18 protein-coding genes and 1 pseudogene are annotated in these 19,582 nt (G+C 63.3%); 8 read left to right on the top strand and 11 right to left on the bottom strand.

What is annotated here, in order from left to right; all coding sequences use genetic code 11:
- The first annotated feature begins 84 nt into the window (after positions 1–84).
- The 3 genes and pseudogenes from PGN27_RS22530 (at position 85) to PGN27_RS22520 (ending at position 3,216) form a co-directional block, all read left to right on the top strand.
- Positions 85–1,248 (top strand): AAA family ATPase, encoded by a 1,164-nt coding sequence (locus PGN27_RS22530; protein ID WP_335328103.1) that lies wholly within the window; start codon positions 85–87, stop codon positions 1,246–1,248.
- Entirely contained in the window at positions 1,245–1,817 is a 573-nt protein-coding gene (locus PGN27_RS22525; RefSeq protein WP_335328102.1) for a hypothetical protein, read from the top strand. The genes PGN27_RS22530 and PGN27_RS22525 overlap by 4 nt, the downstream gene beginning before the upstream one ends.
- A 217-nt stretch (positions 1,818–2,034) precedes the next feature.
- A pseudogene (locus PGN27_RS22520) lies at positions 2,035–3,216 on the top strand (IS3 family transposase).
- Between the two features lie 368 nt (positions 3,217–3,584).
- On the opposite strand, the gene PGN27_RS22515 reads toward PGN27_RS22520, so the two are convergent.
- From PGN27_RS22515 to PGN27_RS22485, 7 genes are all read right to left on the bottom strand, one after another.
- Positions 3,585–3,779 carry a hypothetical protein gene (locus PGN27_RS22515; protein ID WP_335328101.1) on the bottom strand — a complete coding sequence of 65 codons (195 nt, stop codon included), beginning with the start codon at positions 3,777–3,779 and terminating at the stop codon, positions 3,585–3,587.
- 57 nt (positions 3,780–3,836) lie between these two features.
- Positions 3,837–4,598, bottom strand: a complete 762-nt coding sequence (locus PGN27_RS22510; protein WP_335328100.1) for a hypothetical protein — start codon at positions 4,596–4,598, stop codon at positions 3,837–3,839.
- A 585-nt stretch (positions 4,599–5,183) separates the two neighbouring features.
- The gene (locus PGN27_RS22505) at positions 5,184–6,275 is read right to left on the bottom strand and encodes a fatty acid desaturase family protein (protein ID WP_335328099.1); all 1,092 of its coding nucleotides are present in this window, start codon (positions 6,273–6,275) and stop codon (positions 5,184–5,186) included.
- Between the two features lie 273 nt (positions 6,276–6,548).
- Positions 6,549–7,331 (bottom strand): hypothetical protein, encoded by a 783-nt coding sequence (locus tag PGN27_RS22500; RefSeq protein WP_335328098.1) that lies wholly within the window; start codon positions 7,329–7,331, stop codon positions 6,549–6,551.
- Positions 7,319–8,626, bottom strand: coding sequence for a hypothetical protein (locus PGN27_RS22495; protein WP_335328097.1), 1,308 nt, complete (start codon positions 8,624–8,626; stop codon positions 7,319–7,321). The genes PGN27_RS22500 and PGN27_RS22495 overlap by 13 nt, the downstream gene beginning before the upstream one ends.
- 65 nt (positions 8,627–8,691) lie before the next feature.
- Positions 8,692–8,976 carry a WXG100 family type VII secretion target gene (locus PGN27_RS22490; RefSeq protein ID WP_335328096.1) on the bottom strand — a complete coding sequence of 95 codons (285 nt, stop codon included), beginning with the start codon at positions 8,974–8,976 and terminating at the stop codon, positions 8,692–8,694.
- Positions 8,977–9,228: 252 nt separating this feature from the next.
- On the bottom strand, positions 9,229–9,864 hold the full coding sequence (locus tag PGN27_RS22485) for a TetR/AcrR family transcriptional regulator (protein ID WP_036463102.1): 636 nt from the start codon (positions 9,862–9,864) through the stop codon (positions 9,229–9,231).
- Between the two features lie 186 nt (positions 9,865–10,050).
- Here PGN27_RS22485 and PGN27_RS22480 point away from each other — a divergent pair, with 186 nt between their 5' ends.
- A complete protein-coding gene (locus PGN27_RS22480; protein ID WP_335328095.1) occupies positions 10,051–10,302 on the top strand; it encodes a hypothetical protein in 252 nt (83 codons plus the stop codon).
- Here the strand turns inward: PGN27_RS22480 and PGN27_RS22475 are convergent, their stop codons facing one another.
- Both PGN27_RS22475 and PGN27_RS22470 read right to left on the bottom strand, forming a co-directional pair.
- Entirely contained in the window at positions 10,303–11,418 is a 1,116-nt protein-coding gene (locus PGN27_RS22475) for a PDR/VanB family oxidoreductase (RefSeq protein WP_335328094.1), read from the bottom strand.
- On the bottom strand, positions 11,415–12,320 hold the full coding sequence (locus tag PGN27_RS22470) for a metal-dependent hydrolase (protein ID WP_335328093.1): 906 nt from the start codon (positions 12,318–12,320) through the stop codon (positions 11,415–11,417). The genes PGN27_RS22475 and PGN27_RS22470 overlap by 4 nt, the downstream gene beginning before the upstream one ends.
- Positions 12,321–12,423: 103 nt before the next feature.
- Here PGN27_RS22470 and PGN27_RS22465 point away from each other — a divergent pair, with 103 nt between their 5' ends.
- The 3 genes from PGN27_RS22465 to PGN27_RS22455 are packed head-to-tail and all read left to right on the top strand — an operon-like array spanning position 12,424 to position 14,140.
- Positions 12,424–12,930, top strand: coding sequence for a MarR family winged helix-turn-helix transcriptional regulator (locus PGN27_RS22465; protein ID WP_335328092.1), 507 nt, complete (start codon positions 12,424–12,426; stop codon positions 12,928–12,930).
- Positions 12,931–12,963: 33 nt separating this feature from the next.
- Positions 12,964–13,335: a nuclear transport factor 2 family protein gene (locus PGN27_RS22460; protein WP_335328091.1), complete on the top strand. Its 372-nt coding sequence runs from the start codon at positions 12,964–12,966 to the stop codon at positions 13,333–13,335.
- A 55-nt stretch (positions 13,336–13,390) separates the two neighbouring features.
- The gene (locus PGN27_RS22455; protein WP_335328090.1) at positions 13,391–14,140 is read left to right on the top strand and encodes an SDR family oxidoreductase; all 750 of its coding nucleotides are present in this window, start codon (positions 13,391–13,393) and stop codon (positions 14,138–14,140) included.
- 1 nt (position 14,141) lies between these two features.
- Here the strand turns inward: PGN27_RS22455 and PGN27_RS22450 are convergent, their stop codons facing one another.
- Positions 14,142–15,572 (bottom strand): SDR family NAD(P)-dependent oxidoreductase, encoded by a 1,431-nt coding sequence (locus tag PGN27_RS22450; RefSeq protein ID WP_335328089.1) that lies wholly within the window; start codon positions 15,570–15,572, stop codon positions 14,142–14,144.
- Between the two features lie 40 nt (positions 15,573–15,612).
- Positions 15,613–18,450, bottom strand: a complete 2,838-nt coding sequence (locus tag PGN27_RS22445; RefSeq protein WP_335328088.1) for an MMPL/RND family transporter — start codon at positions 18,448–18,450, stop codon at positions 15,613–15,615.
- 150 nt (positions 18,451–18,600) lie between these two features.
- Between PGN27_RS22445 and PGN27_RS22440 the strand changes: the two genes are divergently transcribed.
- Complete coding sequence (locus tag PGN27_RS22440) at positions 18,601–19,563, top strand: DNA polymerase domain-containing protein (RefSeq protein ID WP_335328087.1); 963 nt, start codon at positions 18,601–18,603, stop codon at positions 19,561–19,563.
- Positions 19,564–19,582: the final 19 nt, after the last annotated feature.

Raw genomic sequence — 19,582 nt, 5'->3', positions numbered from 1 at the left:
TCTGCGCACGCTGAGATGACGTTCGAAGAATCTACATCGTTCCGATTTGATTGTTTACCAAAGTCGCAATATCGAGGAGTCTTCATGCAGATCACACACGTGAAAGCAAGCAACTGGAGAAACTTCAAGACGCTCGACTTTCCAATCGATGATCGCCTATTCATCGTCGGCCCGAACGCATCTGGAAAGTCGAACATACTCGATCTCTTCAGGTTCTTAGGTGACGTTGCTTCGCCAGGTGGAGGGCTTGCTGCCGCGTTTATCAAACGCGGCGGACTTTCGAAGGTACGAAGCCTCTTCGCAAGAAATCATCAGAGCGGACGACTAATTATTGAATTAGAGCTCAAGGATGAGGTCGACACCTGGCGCTACTACCTGTCTATTAGAGGAGAATCCGGCGGACTCAATCGACCAATCGTTGATGTCGAAATTGTGGAAAAGAATGGAAAAAAGTTAATTAGCCGTCCAGACAAGGATGACAGGTCCGATTCAGAACGGCTTACACAAACGCACCTAGAACAGATCTCAGCGAACCAAAAATTTCGAGCACTCGCTGAGTACTTCACGAAGGTGAGGTACTTCCACCTCGTTCCACAACTAATCCGGGAACCCGGCCGGATCAGTGGCGCGGCGGATGATCCTTTCGGCGCAAATTTCATCGCGCAGATAAACTCCGCTACGCCGCGAAATCGTGATGCTTGGCTTAAAAGAATGCAGAATGCACTGCGATCAGCGGTGCCGGAGTTTGAGACTCTGAAGTTGGAAGTGGACCCGGCAGGCCAGCCGCATCTCGTCGCCGGCTACCGCAACTGGCGGGCTACACCCGCACGCCAGAGCGAGGCCGATTTTTCTGATGGGACTCTTCGACTCATTGGGTTGCTATGGACGCTAGTGAGCGCTCCAGCTAACGGAGGGGTACTGCTTCTAGAAGAACCAGAACTATCACTCAACGCCGCCCTCGTCAGAATGCTGCCAACCGTATTTTCGACGGCGCAGCGAGACCGCGAGATGCAAGTATTGCTGTCCACACACGCACCTGAGCTGCTTGACGACGAGGGGGTTGCACCGAGCGAAGTGCTCGTCCTTCAGGTAACGAGTGACGGGACGACTGCAACTTTGCTTTCGCAGATTGACCAGGTGGCTGACGAGCTTGAAGCCGATCTGCCAAAGTCCCAAATTGTGGACAGCCTGGTTTCACCACAGGACCTTTCCGGTTTGATCGCGGTGGGCAGAGGCAAGCGCAAGTGATCAATGTCGTGGTGGAAGGTGAATCAGATCGGGAAGCGGCAAAAGCCGTAGTGCGTTCAGCAGGCAGGACAGTTGACAAAGTTGTTGTCACAGGCGGAAAAACTCGGCTCGATCCGAGGATCTCTAATTACAACCAGGCTGCCCGTCGGTCAAACTGGGTTGTCTTTCGAGATTCGGACGGAAAATGCCCGATTGAGCTTCGAGAAGTCCTCAGCGCAGACATTAAAGCATGGAGCCCCAGGTTTGCCCTACGTATCGCCCATTCAATGACCGAGGCGTGGCTTTTGGCGGATCGCGCAGCTTTTGCAGATTATTTTGGGGTCAGAGTGTCAAGAATTCCAATCAACCCGGAAACTGTGGCGCATGCCAAGCAAGAGGTCCTACGTCTGTGTTCAAGTTCTCGTTCGCGCGTCATTCGGGCGGATATGGTGCGGCCCTCTGGAGAGACTGGCCCGCTCTATGTGAAGCGAATCAACGAATTCGCTGCAGAAAAGTGGAACGTGGACGAGGCTGCAGCGACGAGCGGCTCTTTGGCTCGTGCCATCCGCCAAATACAGGCTCTACCATAACAGGGCGTTGCACGTGTGCCCGCTACTGCAGGCTCTCGGACCTCAAATAAGAGCGCAACGAGCCGTGCACGCGTCGATCGCGAAGGAGAGGTGCGCACTGGACAAGCGACTATGGCCATCAGGGCTGCTGCACGATCAGGGGACAGTTTGGACTGCCCTACCGTTCGGGTTCCAGATTGGGTGACTAAGTGACGGCCTGTACGAAAGGCTGACCACCATGCCCCGCCCCTATCCGGCCCAGTTCCGTGCCCGCGCGATCGCGCTCGTGCGCGCCGGCAAGCCGCAGAAACAAAACCGCTGACGACCTCGGCATGATTCCGGTCACGCTCTCGAAATGGATCCAACAGCACGTCATCGACCGCAGGATGCGTGAGGGTGCCCCGACGAGCGAATCAACAGAGTTCCGCTCGGCGCGGCGACGAATCCGGGAGCTGGAAACCGAGCTGACCATCGTGCGCCAGGCCGCCACGTTCCTCGGGGAGGACAAGCCCGCCCAAAAGGATCTACCCGGTGATCGACCGACTCATCGATACTGGAGCACCTGTAGATCGCTGCTGCAAAACGCTTGGCATCGCACGCCAGAACTACTACAAGCACAAACGAAAACCGACCATAGCCACCCAGTTGCGCCGCCAATGGCTGACCGGACTGATCCGCGAGATCCACGTCGCCGCCCGGAGCACCTACAGCTATCGCCGTGTCCATGCCGAACTGACCCTCGGCATAGTAAGTGTGCCCGCGCACCGTGTCGGTCCTGATGAGACTGGCCGGCACCTACCTCCTACCCGGGCCAGTACGAATGAAACGGCTACGTGGGGTCGTCACTGCCGATGATCTGGTCAATCGAGAAGTTCATCGACTGTCACCAAATGTACTGTGAATCAATGACATCACGCAGTATTGTGCTCGTGAAGGATGGCTGTACTCTGCGCAGTGCTCGATGCGTTCAGTCGCCGGATCGTGGACTGGTCGGTGGACTCGAAGGCCGATGCCACGTTGGTGGTCAACGCGTTGTATACGGCCATCCGTATCCGCCGGCCGGCAGACGGCGGAATCGTTCACGCCGACCACGGAACCCAGTTCACCTCCTGGCTTTTCGGCGAGAAGATCCGCTCTGCCGGACTGTTCCCGTCGTCCAAGACCGTCGGCGACGCACTGGATAACGCCATGATGGAAAGCTCCTGGTCATCGATTGCAGATCGAACTACTCGACCGCCAGACGTGGAAAACTCGCGTCGAGCTGACCAACGCGACTCTTGACTACCTTGAGACCTTCCACAACCGCCAGCGGCGGCATTCCTCGCTCGGATACCGCACTCAAATCGAGTACGAACTATCCTTCACCAACGACACCCCCACTGCCGTCGGTCAGCCACCACGAATGGAACCCAACAGGTAGGGCAGGTCAAAACTGTCACCTGACCGTGCAGCAGACCCCACCGGCCCGGGAGCATTGTGCTGACCACCGGCGACTATGCGCGCCCGGAATCCGGCCATTGCGATCCGTCCTCTCTGTTGTCGAAAAGCTCATGCCGACAATAGATCTCAAGTTCTTCGGCTACAGCCTCGAAGACGAGGAATTTACCGCTGCGGGTGAGCGAGGCAGGCAGGTCCGCGCGTCGGCCGACACCGGCGCCGACGCCGACTTCTCGACCGTGTTGGCGTTACACCCAGCTGCGGTGAAACAACAGCCAGGCTTCGAACCGTCGCAATGCTCGACGCACCCGATACGAAGGCCGCTGCCCGACAGCCTGAAAACTCCCTCGACTACTCCTCCTGCATATCCCCCGCCGCATCCCAATACGCCTGCAACCCGGCGCGAATCCGTTCCTCGAGGCCCTTCTGCACCTCGTCGATCATCGCCAACGTCTGGGCTGTCAGCTCCACGCCAATGCCGCTGCGTCCGTGGGCAAAAGGGACAAAGGCGCGCAGCAGGGCGGGCAGGCGAAGCACCGTCTCCACTGGTTCGTTTCTGCCGTTCGGCAGGTCCCCTATTGCGTAGATGACCCGGAACGCGCTCTAGTGCTGCGGGTCCCCGCTACGCATGCTGATCAGTCCCTCCAGCACCTCACCAAATTCGTCAAAGCCGAAGCGCCGGCCTTCCAGAGAAGCAAAGAACGCCTCAACCACGTCCGCCGCGCTCTGATCGGCGTCACCGCCCTGGTATTGCCGCCCGCCTTCGGGTAGTCGAGCAGCCAGCCACTTGACCACGGCCGAGAACCTCGGACGCCTTCCCCTGACCGGGCGGGCGATGCATTTGCCGAACGCCTGCTCGATCCAGGCACGCGCATCGGCCGTCGTCATACCCATCGGGTGGCTCACCCATTCCCAGGACTCCAGTGGGACAAGCACCGCATTCAGCGGCTTGTCCCAGATCGCGACGTCCTTGACCGTCGAGTACTCCAGATGATCGATCAGCACCCCGCAGGTGATCGCACGACCGTCGGCCAACCGCACCTCGAAGAGGACCTCATCAAGATCCCCGAACGCATCGATCAACCGGATCGCTCGACCGACCGTCAGCTCCGGCAGATCGGTGATCCAGCGCGGCACCGCATCGGTACACGCCGCGACCTCGTCGCGGCACCATTGCTGGAAGTGCTCGTCCCCGACCGCCATCTCGCCGAGCAACGCGACCACTGCGGTGTAGTCCGGTGGCCGCGCCACGGCGGACCCGTCGATAAGTTGCACCGGATCGAAGCGCTCTTTACTGAGGATCGCCAGGTACGAAAACTCTGGTGGTAGAAGCACTTCGATCAAGTTGCCCACAACGAGCAGCATGTTCGCGGATGCGTAGCATTCGATGAGTTCCGCACACGGTTGATCTCGTTCGGTTCCGTTATCGGGTGCACAGCCCGCCGCCGCGCGTTCCGGCGGGCCTGCTTGGCCTGTCGCCGTTTCCGTCCTTCGTTCATGCGGCGGAAGCTACTCCCGCGCCCCGACAGACCGGCGCCACAAAACGGTCCGCCGGGGCCGGGGCTGCGGATAACTACAACGCCTTCAGACGACGGTAGCTACCGCCAGCTACCGCAGTAGCACTTGGGTGGCATGGTCGAATCAAGTCGACATTTCTTGCCGGCTTGTTCGTATAGATCCGTATACATGCGGGCGACCTATACCGAACCCCTCCCGAAGTGGTGCGCCTATGGAGCGAACTCGTACGCACCCTGCAACGCTGCCAGAGGCAAGCTGCGGTTCACAATTCCCGGGTCGCCGCCTACTTTCGCGCACCGGGCTGACGCTCGATTGGCCGGCCGATACAGGTGATCGTAACGGTCGTAGTGCACTGACGATTCGTAGCGCCGACCGCGCTGTTGCTCGTTTCTCGCTACCAGGCGGCCAGCGACCTACTCGCTTCCGCGCCGGTCACGCGCGACGCCGCCCCAGCCGCATCACCCAGTCCGGCACCGCCAACCCGTGAATGATCCGCTGCGTCCGGAACAGCTGCCGCGGCAACGACGCCGAGTTGTACGGCAGGTCGTACTTCTCACACAGCAGCCGCACCCGCTCACTCACCTCAGGCAGCCGGACACTCGGCAGATCAGGGAACAGGTGATGCTCGATCTGATAACACAGATGCCCGCCCGAGATCGCCAGCACGCGACCGGCTTTGAAGTTCGCGGTCCCGAGTAGCTGCCGCAGGTACCACTCGCCCTGGGTTTCGTCCTTGACCACGGCGGGATCGAATGTCTCGGCGCCATCAGGGATATGCCCGCAGATGATGTTGACGTAGACCCACAGGTTACGGATGGTGTTCGCGGTGAAGTTGGCCGCGAACGTCCGACGCCACCGCCGCCCGCTCAGTGCCGGCACGAACACGTAGTCCTTGCCCAACTGCCGGGCGACCTTGCCGAAGAACTTGCGCCTCTCCCCCGCCATCACCGCGGGGTCGTCGCGCAGTTTCTCCGAATGCAGGCCGTGCAGAGCGATGCCCCACTCGAACATGGCCGCCAGCACAAAGTTTCGCACCGGCGTCGCCAAGTACCACAACCGCCACGGCTGATCCTCGGTCACCCGCAGCAGCCGGTAGCCGATGTCCTCGTCCATGCCTAGCACATTGCTGTACACGTGGTGCCGGTAGTTGTGCGAATACCGCCACTGCGCCGACGCCCCGACCATGTCCCACTCCCAGGTGTTGGAGTGGATCTCGGGGTCGTTCATCCAGTCCCACTGGCCATGGGAGATGTTGTGGCCGAGCTCCATGTTCTCGATGGACTTCGCATACGCCAACGCGCCCGTACCGAGCACCCAGCCGGTCTTGGACTTGCTACAGGCGATCACCAGCCGCGCGGCGACATCGAGTGCCCGTTGGAAGTGGATCACGCGCCGGATGTAGGCGGCGTCTTTGGCCCCGAGCGAGTCCTCGATATCGCGGCGGATGACGTCGAGTTCGAAGGCGATCTCCTCGACATCCGCACTTGTCAGATGCAGGTAGGCAGGCACGTCGGCGATCGCCATGGAAGGTGTCCTCGGGTGAGTGCGGCGTGAGCGGCACATACCGGGCCACTTGTCAGGGTCAGACGGCAGTTTAGGGCGTCAGCCTGAACGGGAGGTAATCGACATCCGCCACCTCAGCAAACTTTGCCCCTGACCTGCGGAAGATCAGCTGAAGAGGTTCTCCGTGTCACCACGGGCGAACTGCAGCGGGCCGATCTCGACTGCCCCGACCGCCGGCTCGTCCTAGCGCTCGTGGTGGCCCTAGAAGACACGCGTCGACGCGAGCTATGGAACTCAGTCCAATGCAAAGCATCCATTCCGGAGACGCTCGGCCGAACGAGCGTCAACGAGTTCGAGTCGATCATCGGGATGCTTCCAATAGTGACGAAACAACCAATAGAGCGCCACCCCAGTCGGCACGTAAACGTTCAGACCGCCGATCACTTGCTCGCTGCCATCGCGCAAGCACAACACGACCGACCTTCCCGCCGATGCACCGTTTTTCGCGTCTGCGTGGTCTTTGATGTCAACGATGTCGTCCCACTCGTAGCGTCGTATTTTGACAGCGTCGGCATACTCGATCATCGCCGGCGTGAACTTGAGGTAACCCAGCCCGCCGCGTCGCGCTATGGCCACCAAACCCCCAACAGCAAACATCGCACCTGCCATCAACACCACAGGCGAGAAAACCTGCATCCCTCTCGACATAGGGATGTCAATTGCGCCTCTGGGGATCAGGAAAGCCAAGGCTGCGGCTGACGGCGCGAGGACCGCGAGTCCTGTAATCAGTAACGCCGCAAACCTTTTGTCGGCAAGCACGGTAAAACCGGTCACGTCGCTCCTGGTGGAAACTGTCACGCGGCCCTTGCGGACCAGAAACAGCGCTGCGATCGTCAGAATTGGAAGTGCGGCGAATCCAGTTATCAAGACTGACGTCAGATAGTTTCCGCGTGTGGCAGCCAACACAGCACGAAGGAATAGGTACAAAAGTACGGCGGCGCTGAAGATCTTCACCCACATTTTCATCTTGCCGGCCTCAGCCCAATTAGCCGGTTCCGGAAGGTTCAATACGGACACACGACCTCCCCGATTACCTTTCCCAATTCCGCTCCGCCAAACGCGCCACCCACGCCGAACACAAAGGCAAGGGACGGTACCGCAATGAATGCCCCGGGTCCTGTGACCGCGCCCAACGCTGCACCGACTTCCGCTCCGCCCCATCCCCCACCACCGCCCACCGCGCCCGCCACCAGCGCCACGCACCTGTCCTTATCAGAGTCGGCCATCGCCATGTCGAAAACAGTGGTAGCAGCACTCAACGCGGGGCCGCCGAACTTCATCGTCTTTCCCATATTCTCGATCGACTCGGTCGTGAGCATGGGCAGGGAACCACCGCGAGCAATGTGCTTTTCGAGGCCGGACATGGCTCCGCCGGTCGTCATCGAGAGCTTGTCAATCAAATCCACCGGCACGGCGTTATGCCGGCCATCTGCAGTTGTAAATCCAGCTGTGCGATGACCGGTCGGATCCATGGACATGGTCCAATTTGCTCCGCCCGCATAGGTTATCGACGTGTAGTCACAGTCACTGGACAGATCGTGCCAAGAACTAGTACGCGCGACAAAGTCACCGTTCTTGTCGAACTCTTCAAGCTCGATGAAGTTGTACTTACTCGGCCATTCGTGCGGGTCCTTGCGCGTGGTGACGGCTTTACTGCCATCCTGCTTGATTACCGTAGTCACCTCCTCACCATGCTTGTTGACCGATTCGACGACCGCTCTCACGTTTTGTTGCTCATCAGCCGCCCGGATTGCCTCCTGCGTGATCATGCCCATCGGGTTGCGGGGGTCAGGGACCTCGTCAGCTGGTCTCTGAGCAGTGGGCAGCATGAGCCGACCGAGATCGGCGGGAGGTCGCGACTCACTGAATCCGAATTGGGCACCCGCAGCGACGACTGCGTCGGCGGTCCTGTCATCTGCATCGCCTACAGCTGTCAGCAACGCGTTAACCCTTGACTGCTCATCTAGCGCCAACGCCTGAAGCTTGGCGAGCTGTTCGGCGGACATGTAAGCCGCGTCGACCAGAACGACCCATTGATCGGTGACGTTCAGTGGTCCGGCATCAATCTCATCGGCTTTGTCCAACAAAGTCCGCCGTGATGCACCAAGCGACTCAGCTCCGCTGCTCAACGCCGCAGCCACGTCGGCGGCATACCCCGAGATTCTGTTGGCGTCCCGTTCAGCACGTGCGAACATCGCCTTCGCTGCGTCGTGGGACCGCCCGGACCAATCTTTTGTGGCCGGCATGCGGCCGCATTCTGCATCGATGCCTGTTACTGCCGCTGCGACGGCTTGTGCTTTTGCGCGGATCATTGATGCGGTCGTCGCCAGAGAATCAGGGTTCCATCCGCGCAGTGTTGTTCGCGATGGCAGCACAGTCAGAACAACCCGTCGAAGGTACCCGCCAAGACGTCGTCGGCCACTTCGTAGGTATCACCGGCGCCTCGCACGGCCGTACCCATCTTGGTCACGTTCTGAGCTAGCGTGTCCGCGAGCTGGCTGAAATGTTCCCCGACACCCCTTGCCGCCCATTGGGTTGTCGACCCCGGCAACCCGTCGGCGGCCGCCGTCATCGCCTTGCCAACTGCCGCTTCTGTGATGGTCGTGGCTACGCCGTCAACCTGCGCGGCAAAGGCACGCAAAACTTGCGGATCAACAAACATCGAGCCCCCTCAACTCATTTGTCGCCGTCATTCATTATGCGACACTGTGCGAGCTGCACCGACGCCAGTTCCACATAGCGCGTGTATAGAACGTCGGAACGCCGAATCCACCCGGCACAGGCCTACCGAGAGAATTACGGCGGTGCATCACCCCCGACCACGATCCGCGAAGCACATCCCCCGAGTGCTCCGCGGATCGCGCCGAATGCCGGCCCGTGCGTACCCCTCGAACGCTGACCGGCCCGGCCGCATCTAGTCCGACGCGCCCGGAATGAACTGTCCCCGGCGAATCAGCGAGGCGACCGCGGTGTCCCAGCGCAGCAGCTGCTCGGGCGTATAGAACGGTGCCGGGATGTGCCGCTCGATGTGGTTGCGCAGGATCATGGCGCCGACCCGCAGGATCAGCGGGTTGATGGCACCCCAGATGGAGTCGAGGTCGGGCCGGACGAGACCCTGGGCGGAGAATCCCTCACCCTGCGCAATGCTGATCTGCAGCAGCCCGTCGAAGATGACATTGCCGATCTCGTCGCCCTGGCTCAGCGCGTGCGCGACGTAGTCGGTGACGTCGGGATACTTGTGAAAAAGCTCCGCAAACCGTCCGCGCAGCGCCTCGGATTGCTCACCGGGCGGCTCTGGCAGCGGATCGGCCTCGAGAACCTCACCGAAAATCCGCAGGACATGTTCGTCCACCGCCGAGATCAAGCCCGCCTTGTTGCCGAAATAGTGCTGGACCAGCCCGACGCTCACACCCGCCGAATCGGCGACAGTCCGAAGCGGTGTATGCGAAACACCATGCTGGGCAAAGGATTTCACGGCAGCACCAATGATGCGCTCCCGGGTGGATGGCTCGACCGGGGCGGACGGACGAAGGAAGACGGTGCCTGCCACCGGCTGACAATACAGCAATGCGGCTAAACCATACAAGTGTCCAGCCTTGCAATATCAGCGTGGGGTACTGCAATATGCACATATGGTTCATCGCGGGGGCGATTCGGACGTATCCGAAGACATGGTTCATCAGCAGGCAATTGCTCGCGCCGGGCGCGTCTCGGCAAATCTAATCCAGAGTTGGACATGAATTCCGCTCTGCGGGAGCAGATCCAGTCGATATGCGATCTCCTGTACCGCGATCCGCACAATGCGGAGGCGTTCGATCAGCTTCGCACGACTCTCGGTATCGTCGACCATCACCGCGTTGTGGCCCATGACAATTGGCAGCGAATGGTGCAGAAGGCCTGCGATCGGCTCTTCGACGAGCCGGATAACGCTGACGCCCGCGATCTCCTGCTGGTGCTGCTGACCGCGGGCACGGAACTGACGCCGTAACTACAGGTCCAGCGTCAGCCGCTCGCCAGGAAACCGTGCCCGCGACACACAGACCAGCATATCGCCGGCCGCCCGCTGAGCGTCGGTGAGAACAACGTCGCGGTGCTCCACCTCGCCGGACGTCACCCGCTGCACACAGGTCCCGCAGAAACCTTGCTGGCACGAGTAACTGACATCCGGCCGGCTCTGCCGCAGCGCCGCCAGCGTGCTCTGGTTCGCCGGCACCGCAACGATTTCGCCGCTGCACAGCGCCAGCTCGAAGGGCGCCCCGTCCACCACAGGTAGCGGGGAGAATCGTTCGACATGCAGTTCGGTGCCGATCGGCAACGCGAGCCCGACCATCTCCATCATCGGAGGCGGCCCGCAGGCGTAGACGGCGGTGGACCCGTCCACGCCGTCGAGAAGATCAGCTGCGGTGGGCAATCCGGCATCATCGGTGCGCACGGTCACCTTGTCGCCGAAGGCTGCCAGCTCATCGAGGAACGGCAGACTGTCCAGCGACCGCCCGGTGTAGCGCAGCGTCCACGGCACCCCCTGCTGCTCGGCCAACCGGACCATCGGCAGGATCGGGGTGATGCCGATGCCGCCGGCAATGAAGCGCAGTCGCGCGGCACGCGATCCGGAGCCGGGCAGCGGCATCAGGAAGGCGTTGCGCGGTACGCTGACCTCGAGCTCCTGCCCCACCGCCAGCTGATGTATCTCGACCGATCCTCCGAGACCGTCGGCGTTGTGCCGCACCGCGATCCGGTATTCGTCCACCTTGTCAGGGTCGCCGCACAGCGAGTATTGCCTCGTCCGTCCCGACGGCAGGTACACGTCGATATGCGCGCCGGCATGCCACCCCCGCAACGGCTCACCGTCGGCGGCAGCCAACGTCAACGCCACCACCTCGGGGTCGCGGGCGACGATATCGCGCGCGAGCACCCGCATGGTCCGGCGGTTCACCGCCGCGGGCAGCTCGGGCAGATCCTCATCGGCGGTCAGCCGCATGACCACCGAGAGGAAGTGCGGTACCGCTGCACCGGCGATGCGGATCAGCCAGTCCGAGGTCGATCGATACAACCCGGGCGGCGGCTCACCGCTGTACGGTCGCAGCAACCGCGACACTCGACTCATGAAAAGGCGCGCGCTGCCGGGGAACTGGCCAGATACGCCACGGCTTGCGCCGTGCTGCCCTCATCGGCCGGGTTGTATTCGCGCTTGAGCAAGGTCAAACCCGAACGGACCCAGAAACCGAGACCGGGGACGGCCCCGGACTTCGCCGACTTACGCAGCTTCCAGATGATGCGTGCATAGCCGAGATTCGGCAGCGACGGGTCGGCACGGACGATGAACTTCAGACCGCGCAACAATACGATCGGCAGCGCCGCACTGACCATCAGTCCGGCCGCGGCCTGGGCGATGTAGTCCATACCGAAGTACTTGGCCACGTTGTAGGACACATGGCGGTGCTCGACCTCTTCGGCACCGTGCCAGCGGTAGAGATCCGACAGGATCGGATCGACATCGAGCTCATCCCAGTTGTTGTTCAGCGCCCACGACCCGAGCACACCGGTGAAGTGTTCGGCCGCGCTCAGGGCGTGCGTGCCCGAGGCGATCGCCTTGCGCCGATCGGCCGCACTGGCGCGCGCCAACCGCTGGTCGTACTGCGAGACCACCCACTCCAGCTGGACCAGGAATGGTTCGGGATCGATCCCGTGCCGGCGCAGATATTCGACGAGCACCTCGTCGTGGGTCTTGGCGTGCACGGCCTCCTGCCCAATGAAGCCGATGATCTCCTCACGCAGGTGATCATCGCGGACATACTCCAGCGCATCGGCCAACAGTTTGCTGAACCAGCGCTCGGCGACCGGCAACAGCAGGTTGAGGGCGGTGGCCGAGTGCGAGGCGTACGGATCGCCGGGTATCCAGTGCAGCGGAGGCGTCGACCAATCGAACTGGACATTTCGCGGACGCAACGCGATCTCATCCGGGGCAAACGCATCGGCCGCGCTCAGGTTGGCGCGGATTTCAGGCATCACACCATGCTGCCCGTTGATCTTGTAACTGAAACATCAGCGAGCAAACGCTGCGCGTACCGGATACTCCCGAGCCGTGACCTGGGGCGGCATACTCTGCGGCGTGGCGACGAAGCGGGACACCTCACGAAACGGCCGTCCGGCATGGCTGACCCCGGAACAGCAGCGCGCCTGGGTCGCCTTCATGCGCGTCCAGCTGCGGATGGACTACGAGATGAACCGGCAGCTGCAGGCCGACTCCGGGCTGTCGCTGTCGGACTACCACGTGCTGGTGGCTCTCAGCGGCGCCGAGGACGGCATGCGGGTGGGCGATCTGGCCGCCCATATCGGCTGGGAGCGCAGCCGGGTGTCTCATCAGTTGCGGCGGATGGAGCAACGCGGATTGACCCGCCGCGAAACCGGCGCCGAAGATGCCCGCACCACGAACGTGGTGCTGACCGCCCAAGGCCGCGCGGCCATCGAGGCGGCCGCACCCGCGCATGTCGACCTGGTGCGCCAATTGTTCTTCGATGCGCTGCCCGCTCCCCTGCTGGCGCCGTTCACCACCGCTTTGGAACATATCCACGTCAATCTCAATCTGAACAGCTCGCTGCCCCCATCACCGCAATAAGATGGTGATTGATCACCCAATGAGGAGGCCCCGATGAGCGATACCGTCAGCGACCTGATGCAGGCGAACCTGCTCGCCGTCTTCAACCAGCGTGACCCACAGGCGCGCACCGACGCCATCGCCGCCACCTACGCCGACGAAGTCCGCTGGACCGATGACGAGGGTGTGGTCACCGGCCACGATGCCCTGAATGACAAAGCGGCCCAATTGCAAGCGGGTCTGGCCGGTATGCACTTCGCCGCGGCCGGTCCGGTCCGACAGACCCGCGGCTTCGGCTTCCTGGCCTGGGAGGTGCGCCGCGATGAGGACGATGTCGCCGTGATGACCGGATTCGACGTCGCCCTGATCGCCGACGAGCGCATCACCGACCTGTGGACGGTGTTGACAGGACCACCCGCGGAATAGGTGATACATCACTTAACGTTCCAGTCGTCGTAGCACTTCGACGAAAGGAACGATCATGGGACAGCTCGACGGCAAGACAGCCCTGGTGACCGGCGGCACCTCCGGCATCGGCCTGGCCGGCGCCAAGCGATTCGCCGCCGAGGGCGCCGAAGTGTTCATCACCGGACGCGACCGCACCCGTCTCGACGAGGCCGTCGCCGCCATCGGCCCACGCGCCCACGCGGTGCAGGGCGATATCAGCAACATCGCCGACCTCGACGTTCTCGCCGATGCCATCACCGCGGCCGGCCATGGGCTGGACGTGCTCTACGCCAACGCCGGTGGTGGTGACTTCGCGACGCTGGCCGAGGTGACCGAACAGCACTACCGCGACAACTTCGATCGCAACGTCGCCGGCACGGTGTTCACCGTCCAAAAGATGCTGCCTCTGCTCAACGACGGCGCATCGGTCATCCTGACCGGATCGACGGCCGCCACCGAAGCAACCCCCAGCTTCGGCCTCTACGCGGCGTCCAAGGCGGCCATCCGCTCACTGGGACGCACCTGGGCCGCCGAACTGGCCGACCGCAACATCCGGGTCAACACCATCGTCCCAGGCCCCATCGAGACCCCCGGGCTGACCGGATTAGCCGCCGACGCCGAGCAGGAGAAGGCGCTGTTGGACGGTCTGGCCGCCGGCGTGGTGCTGCACCGCCTCGGCCACGTCGACGAAATCGCTTCGGCCGTACTGTTTTTGGCCTCGCAGCAGAGCAGTTATATGACCGGCGCCGAACTGGCGGTGCACGGCGGGAAGCTGCAGATCTGAGTTACCAGTCGGCCTTGGCGTAATCCTTGAGGAAACAACCGTAGAGGTCCTCACCGGCCTCGCCCCGCACGATCGGGTCATACACCCGGGCGGCACCGTCGACCAGGTCGAGCGGGGCGTGGAAGCCCTCCTCGGCCAGCCGGAGCTTGGTCGGGTGCGGTCGCTCGTCGGTGATCCAGCCGGTGTCGACCGCGGTCATCAGGATGCCGTCGGTCTCCAGCATCTCGGCGGCGCTGGTGCGGGTGAGCATGTTCAGCGCAGCCTTGGCCATATTGGTGTGCGGGTGGCCCGGCCCCTTGTACTTGCGGCCGAACTGACCTTCCATCGCCGAGACGTTGACGACGTACTTGCGCCGCGCCGCGGCCGCCGCCATCGCCGGACGCAACCGGCTGACCAGGATGAACGGTGCGGTCTGGTTGCACAGCTGCACCTCGAGCAGTTCCATCGCGTCGATCTCGTCGACATGCTGGGTCCAGCTGTTCACCGACGCGGTATCCGGCAGCAACCCGCCGGCGTCGATGGCGGTGCCCGCGGCGATTCGCTCCGGGGAGGCGCTGCGGGCGGCCAGCGCCAGCTGGGTGAGTGCATGCGGGGTCTGGTGCTCACCGAGGCTGCCGGTCAGCGCGGCCGGGTGCGCGTCGCTGACCCGGTCGAAGGAGATGACATCGACCACCTTCGAAACCAGCTCCGGCGGCGGGGTGCGCTCGGCCTCGACCAGCGCCGAGTACGAGCCCGGCGAGCGGCGCACGGTCTGGGCGGCATTGTTGATCAGGATGTCCAGCGGCCCGGCAGCGGCGACGGTATCGGCCAGCGCGACGACCTGAGCCGGGTCACGCAGGTCGATACCGATGACCCGCAGCCGGTGCAGCCAGTCCGCGCTGTCCTCCATCGCCGCGAAACGGCGCACCGCATCGTTGGGAAAACGGGTCGTGATGGTGGTGTGCGCCCCGTCGCGGAGCAACCGCAGCGCGATGTACATGCCGATCTTGGCGCGCCCACCGGTGAGCAGCGCCCGCCGCCCGGACAGGTCGGTGCGGGCATCGCGCTTGGCGTGGTTGAACGCCGCACACTCGGGACAGAGCTGGTGGTAGAAGGCGTCGACGACGGTGTGGTGCTTCTTGCAGACATAACAGGCCCGGCTGCGCAGCAGGGTGCCCGCCGAGGCGCCGACGGTCGCGGAGACCAGCGGCAGGCCGGCGGTCTCGTCGTCGATGCGCCCGGGCGCGCCGGTGGCCGTGGCGGCGATGACGGCGCGGTCGGCGGCGGCCACCTCATCGCGCTTGGCAGCCCGGCGGGCCTTGCGCACCGATTTGAAGATCCCGGCGGTGGCGCGGCGCACGGCCACGGCATCGGGGTGCTCAGGGGGTAATCCCTCGACGTCGGCGAGCACCTGCAGGCAGGTGGCCAGCTTGTCGGGGTCGATCGCGTTCACCGAGGTAGCCTACGGGCTCCGCGCCACGGAGCGGGAATCGTCAGACGCTGATGCCGCTGTCGGCAAGCCGGCGCCGGGAGGCCTCCGACCGGATGATCTTGGGCCACCAGAACCACCGGCCCAGCAGCGCGGCCACCGCGGGCGTCATGAACGAGCGCACCACCAGGGTGTCGAACAACAGCCCCAGCGCGATCGTCGTACCGACCTGGGCCATCACCGTCAGGTCGCTGAACGCGAACGAGGCCATGGTGAAAGCGAACACCAGCCCCGCCGAGGTGACCACCGAACCGGTGCCCGCCATCGCGCGGATGATGCCGGTCTTCAGCCCGCCGTGCAGTTCCTCCTTGAACCGGCTCACCAACAGCAGGTTGTAATCCGAGCCGACGGCCAGCAGCAGGATCACCGACATCGGCAGCACCATCCAGTGCAGTTCGAGCCCGAGCACGTGCTGCCACAGCAGCACCGACATGCCGAAGGATGCCCCGAGGGACAACAGCACCGTGCCGACGATGACGGCCGCCGCCACCAGGCTGCGGGTGATCAGCAGCATGATCACGAAAATCATTGCAGAGGCCGCGATTCCGGCGATCACCAGATCCCACTGCGCACCGTCGTGCATGTCCTTGTAGGTGGCCGCGGTCCCGGCAAGAAAAACCTTCGATCCCTCCAATGGCGTGCCCTTGATGGCCTCCCGCGCCGCTTGTTTGATCGGGTCGACGTGGGCGATGCCCTCCGGGGTGGCCGGGTCACCGTCGTGACTGATGATGAACCGCACCGACTTTCCGTCCGGTGAGATGAAGTTGTCCATCCCGCGCTTGAAGTCCTCGTTGTCGAAGGCCTCCGGTGGCAGGTAGAACGTGTCGTCGTTGCGGGCATCGTCGAACGCCTCCCCCATGGCGCTCGAGTTCTCCTGCATGGCCGAACCCTGGTCCTGCATGCCCTTCTGGGTCTGATACATCAGCAGCATCGACTCCCGGGTGCTCTTCAGTACCTCGATGTTCTGCGGCATGATCTCGGCCAACTGCGGCATCAGGGTGTCCAGATGCTGGAGGTCCGGGAGCACGGTCTCGATATCGGTTGTCAGCACGTCGATTCCGTCGAGCGTGTCGAACACCGAGCGCAGCGCATAACAGGCCGGGATGTCGTAACAGTGCGGCTCCCAGTAGAAGTAATTGCGCAGCGGACGCATGAAATCGTCGAAATTGGCGATGTAGTCGCGCAGATCGGCCGTATCGGCGGTCAGGTTCTCGGTCTTCTCGACCATCGAGTGGGTGACATCGGCCATCTGTTGGGTGACGGCCGCCATCTGCTCCATCGTCTCGATATTGGTCTGCATATCATCGGCCTGGCGCAACATGTCCGCGAACTGGTCCTCGCGGTACTTCTCGTTCATGGTCTGGGTGGCGCCCTGCTGGCTAAGCATGAACGGAATCGTGGTGTGCTCGATCGGTTTCCCGTTGGGCCGAGTGATGGTCTGTACACGCGCGACGCCGGGCACGGCCAGGATCGACTTGGCGATCTTGTTGATGACCAGGAAGTCCGCCGGGTTGCGCAGGTCCCGGTCGCTTTCCACCATCAGCAGTTCGGGGTTCATCCGGGCGGCGCCGAAATGCCGCTCGGCGGCGGCATATCCGACGTTGGCCTTCAGATCGGTGGGCAGGTAACGGCGGGCATCGTAATTGGTCTTGTAGCCGGGCAGGGTGACCAGGCCGATCAGCGCCAACGCCAGCGTGGCCGCCAACACCGGTCCTGGCCAGCGCACCACCGTCACCCCGATGCGTCGCCAGCCCCGCGACCGGATGGCCCGTTTGGGCTCGAAACGCCCGAACCGGCTGCCGATCGCGATGACCGCGGGTCCCAGCGTCAACGCGGCGAACACCGCGACCAGGGTGCCGATCGCACAGGGCACACCCATGGTCTGGAAGTAGGGCAACCGGGTGAACGACAGGCACAACATGGCCCCGGCGATGGTCAGCCCGGAGCCCAGCACCACATGCGCGGTCCCGCCGAACATGCTGTAGTAGGCCGATTCTTGGTCCCCGCCTGCGCCGCGAGCCTCCTGGTAGCGCCCGACGGCGAAGATCGCGTAGTCGGTGCCCGCGGCGATGACCATCAGCGTCAGCAGGTTCACCGCGAAGGTCGACAGCCCGATGAACCCGGCGTTGGCCAGGAAAGCGACGATGCCTCGCGCGGCGCCGAGTTCGACGAACACCATCAGCAGGATCAGGATGGTGGTGCCGATGGATCGGTACACGATCAGCAGCATCGCCAGGATGACCCCGAGGGTGATCATGGTGACCAGGAAGATGCTCTTGTCCCCGGCATGGTGCTGATCCGAGATCAGCGGTGCGCCACCGGTGACGAACACGTGCAGGCCGGGCGGCGGCGGGTTCTGCGCGACGATATTGCGGACGGCGGCCACCGATTCGTTGGCCAGCGTCTGGCCCTGGTTGCCGTGCAGATAGAGCTGGACGTAGGCGGACTTGCCGTCGGCGCTCTGCGCACCCGCAGCGGTGAGGGTGTCACCCCAGAAGTCAGCCACATGCTGGATATGGGCCGGGTCGGATTCGAACCTGTCGATCAGTCCGTCGTAGTAGCGATGCGCCTCATCACCGAGGGGCTCGTCGCCCTCCAGCACCACCATGGCGTTGGAATCGGAGTCGAACTCCTTGAAGTTGGCGCCGATGCGCTTCATCGCGATCATCGACGGCGCGTCCTGGGCGCTCAGGCCGACGGTGTTGGCCTCGCCGACCTCTTCCAGGGACGGGACCAGCACATTGGTGGCGACCACGATCGCGAGCCAGGCCAGCACGATCGGCACGGCGAGCGTGCGGATCAGCTGGGCAATTCTCGATCGCTGGCCATTGCTGGCATTCATCCGATGGCCCCGTCACTGTTACAGAATCGCTACTGCGCGTAACTTACGTAGCCCGTTTAACCATGACAACTCGTGGACCAAACTGACAGCAAACTCACAGCTGCATTCGAGAGCGCGAGCCCCGGCCCGATCCTGTGGTGGAGTGGAGTGATGACCGCGGACGAGAAGCGTGCCGGCGTCGAGCTGACCAATCTGGATCAGCCGCTCGGGCCGGACGCCGCAGCCACCAAACGCGATCTGGTGGACTACCTGGACGCGGTCGCCGACCGGATTCTGCCGGTGTTGACGGGTCGGCCGCTGACGGTGCTGCGGGCGTTGCGCGGCCGGGCACCGTTCATGCAGAAGAACGTCCCCAAATACACACCGGACTGGGTGAAGACGGTGCCGGTGTGGGCAGCGGCGTCCCACCGCGAGATCCACTACGCGCTCTGCGACGACCGGCGCACCCTGCTGTGGCTGGCCAACCAGCGCGCGATCGAGTACCACCCCGCGCTGGGGTTGGCCGCCGATATCTACCGCCCTACTCATTTGATCCTGGACCTCGACCCACCCGACGGTGCGGACTTCGCCGCGGTGGTGGCAGTGGCGTTGCTGGTTCGTCAGGCGCTCGCCGACACGGGCCTGGCCGGCGCCGTGAAAACCAGCGGGTCGCGCGGAGTGCACATCTTCGTGCCGCTCACCGAGGACGCAGCCGGAGACGATGTTGCCGCCGCGACGCGCGCGTTGGCGGCGCGTGCCGAGGCACTCGATCCGTCCATCGCCACAACGGCTTTCATCGTCGAGGACCGGGCGGGCAAGGTGTTCGTCGACGCCACCCGATCGGGTGGGGCGACGGTGGCCGCGGCTTACAGCCCGCGGTTGCGACCGGGCACCCCGGTGTCGTTTCCGGTGGCCTGGTCGGAGCTGGCCGAGGTGCACCCGTCGGATTTCACCGTGCACACCGCACTCGAACGCCTCGGCGACGGCGATCCCTGGGCGGCCGAGATGCCTGCGCCGCAGCGACTGCCGGACGACCTGATCGCCCACGGCCACACCATCCCGGTGGCCCGGGTCGCCGCCATGCACGAGGGCAAACGGCGTGCCAAGGCGCGACGCGAGCAGGGCTCGGTTTGATCACAAGCATTGCCCCGCG

Origin of the sequence: Mycolicibacterium neoaurum (assembly GCF_036946495.1) — a bacterium.
In the GTDB taxonomy this organism is placed as follows: Bacteria; Actinomycetota; Actinomycetes; order Mycobacteriales; family Mycobacteriaceae; genus Mycobacterium; species Mycobacterium neoaurum_B.
Note: the sequence above shows the minus strand (reverse complement) of the source record. Positions and strands in the feature narration are given on the sequence as shown.

Bases quoted from the DNA above. Each gene is read 5' to 3' on its own strand.
- PGN27_RS22440 (WP_335328087.1), top strand. From the start codon at position 18,601: ATGACCGCGGACGAGAAGCGTGCCGGCGTCGAGCTGACCAATCTGGAT.
- PGN27_RS22480 (WP_335328095.1), top strand. From the start codon at position 10,051: ATGAATTCCGCTCTGCGGGAGCAGATCCAGTCGATATGCGATCTCCTG.
- PGN27_RS22495 (WP_335328097.1), bottom strand. From the start codon at position 8,626: ATGATCCGCGCAAAAGCACAAGCCGTCGCAGCGGCAGTAACAGGCATC.
- PGN27_RS22455 (WP_335328090.1), top strand. From the start codon at position 13,391: ATGGGACAGCTCGACGGCAAGACAGCCCTGGTGACCGGCGGCACCTCC.
- PGN27_RS22490 (WP_335328096.1), bottom strand. From the start codon at position 8,976: ATGTTTGTTGATCCGCAAGTTTTGCGTGCCTTTGCCGCGCAGGTTGAC.
- PGN27_RS22510 (WP_335328100.1), bottom strand. From the start codon at position 4,598: ATGCTGCTCGTTGTGGGCAACTTGATCGAAGTGCTTCTACCACCAGAG.
- PGN27_RS22475 (WP_335328094.1), bottom strand. From the start codon at position 11,418: ATGAGTCGAGTGTCGCGGTTGCTGCGACCGTACAGCGGTGAGCCGCCG.
- PGN27_RS22460 (WP_335328091.1), top strand. From the start codon at position 12,964: ATGAGCGATACCGTCAGCGACCTGATGCAGGCGAACCTGCTCGCCGTC.
- PGN27_RS22445 (WP_335328088.1), bottom strand. From the start codon at position 18,450: ATGAATGCCAGCAATGGCCAGCGATCGAGAATTGCCCAGCTGATCCGC.
- PGN27_RS22505 (WP_335328099.1), bottom strand. From the start codon at position 6,275: ATGGCGATCGCCGACGTGCCTGCCTACCTGCATCTGACAAGTGCGGAT.
- PGN27_RS22530 (WP_335328103.1), top strand. From the start codon at position 85: ATGCAGATCACACACGTGAAAGCAAGCAACTGGAGAAACTTCAAGACG.
- PGN27_RS22470 (WP_335328093.1), bottom strand. From the start codon at position 12,320: ATGCCTGAAATCCGCGCCAACCTGAGCGCGGCCGATGCGTTTGCCCCG.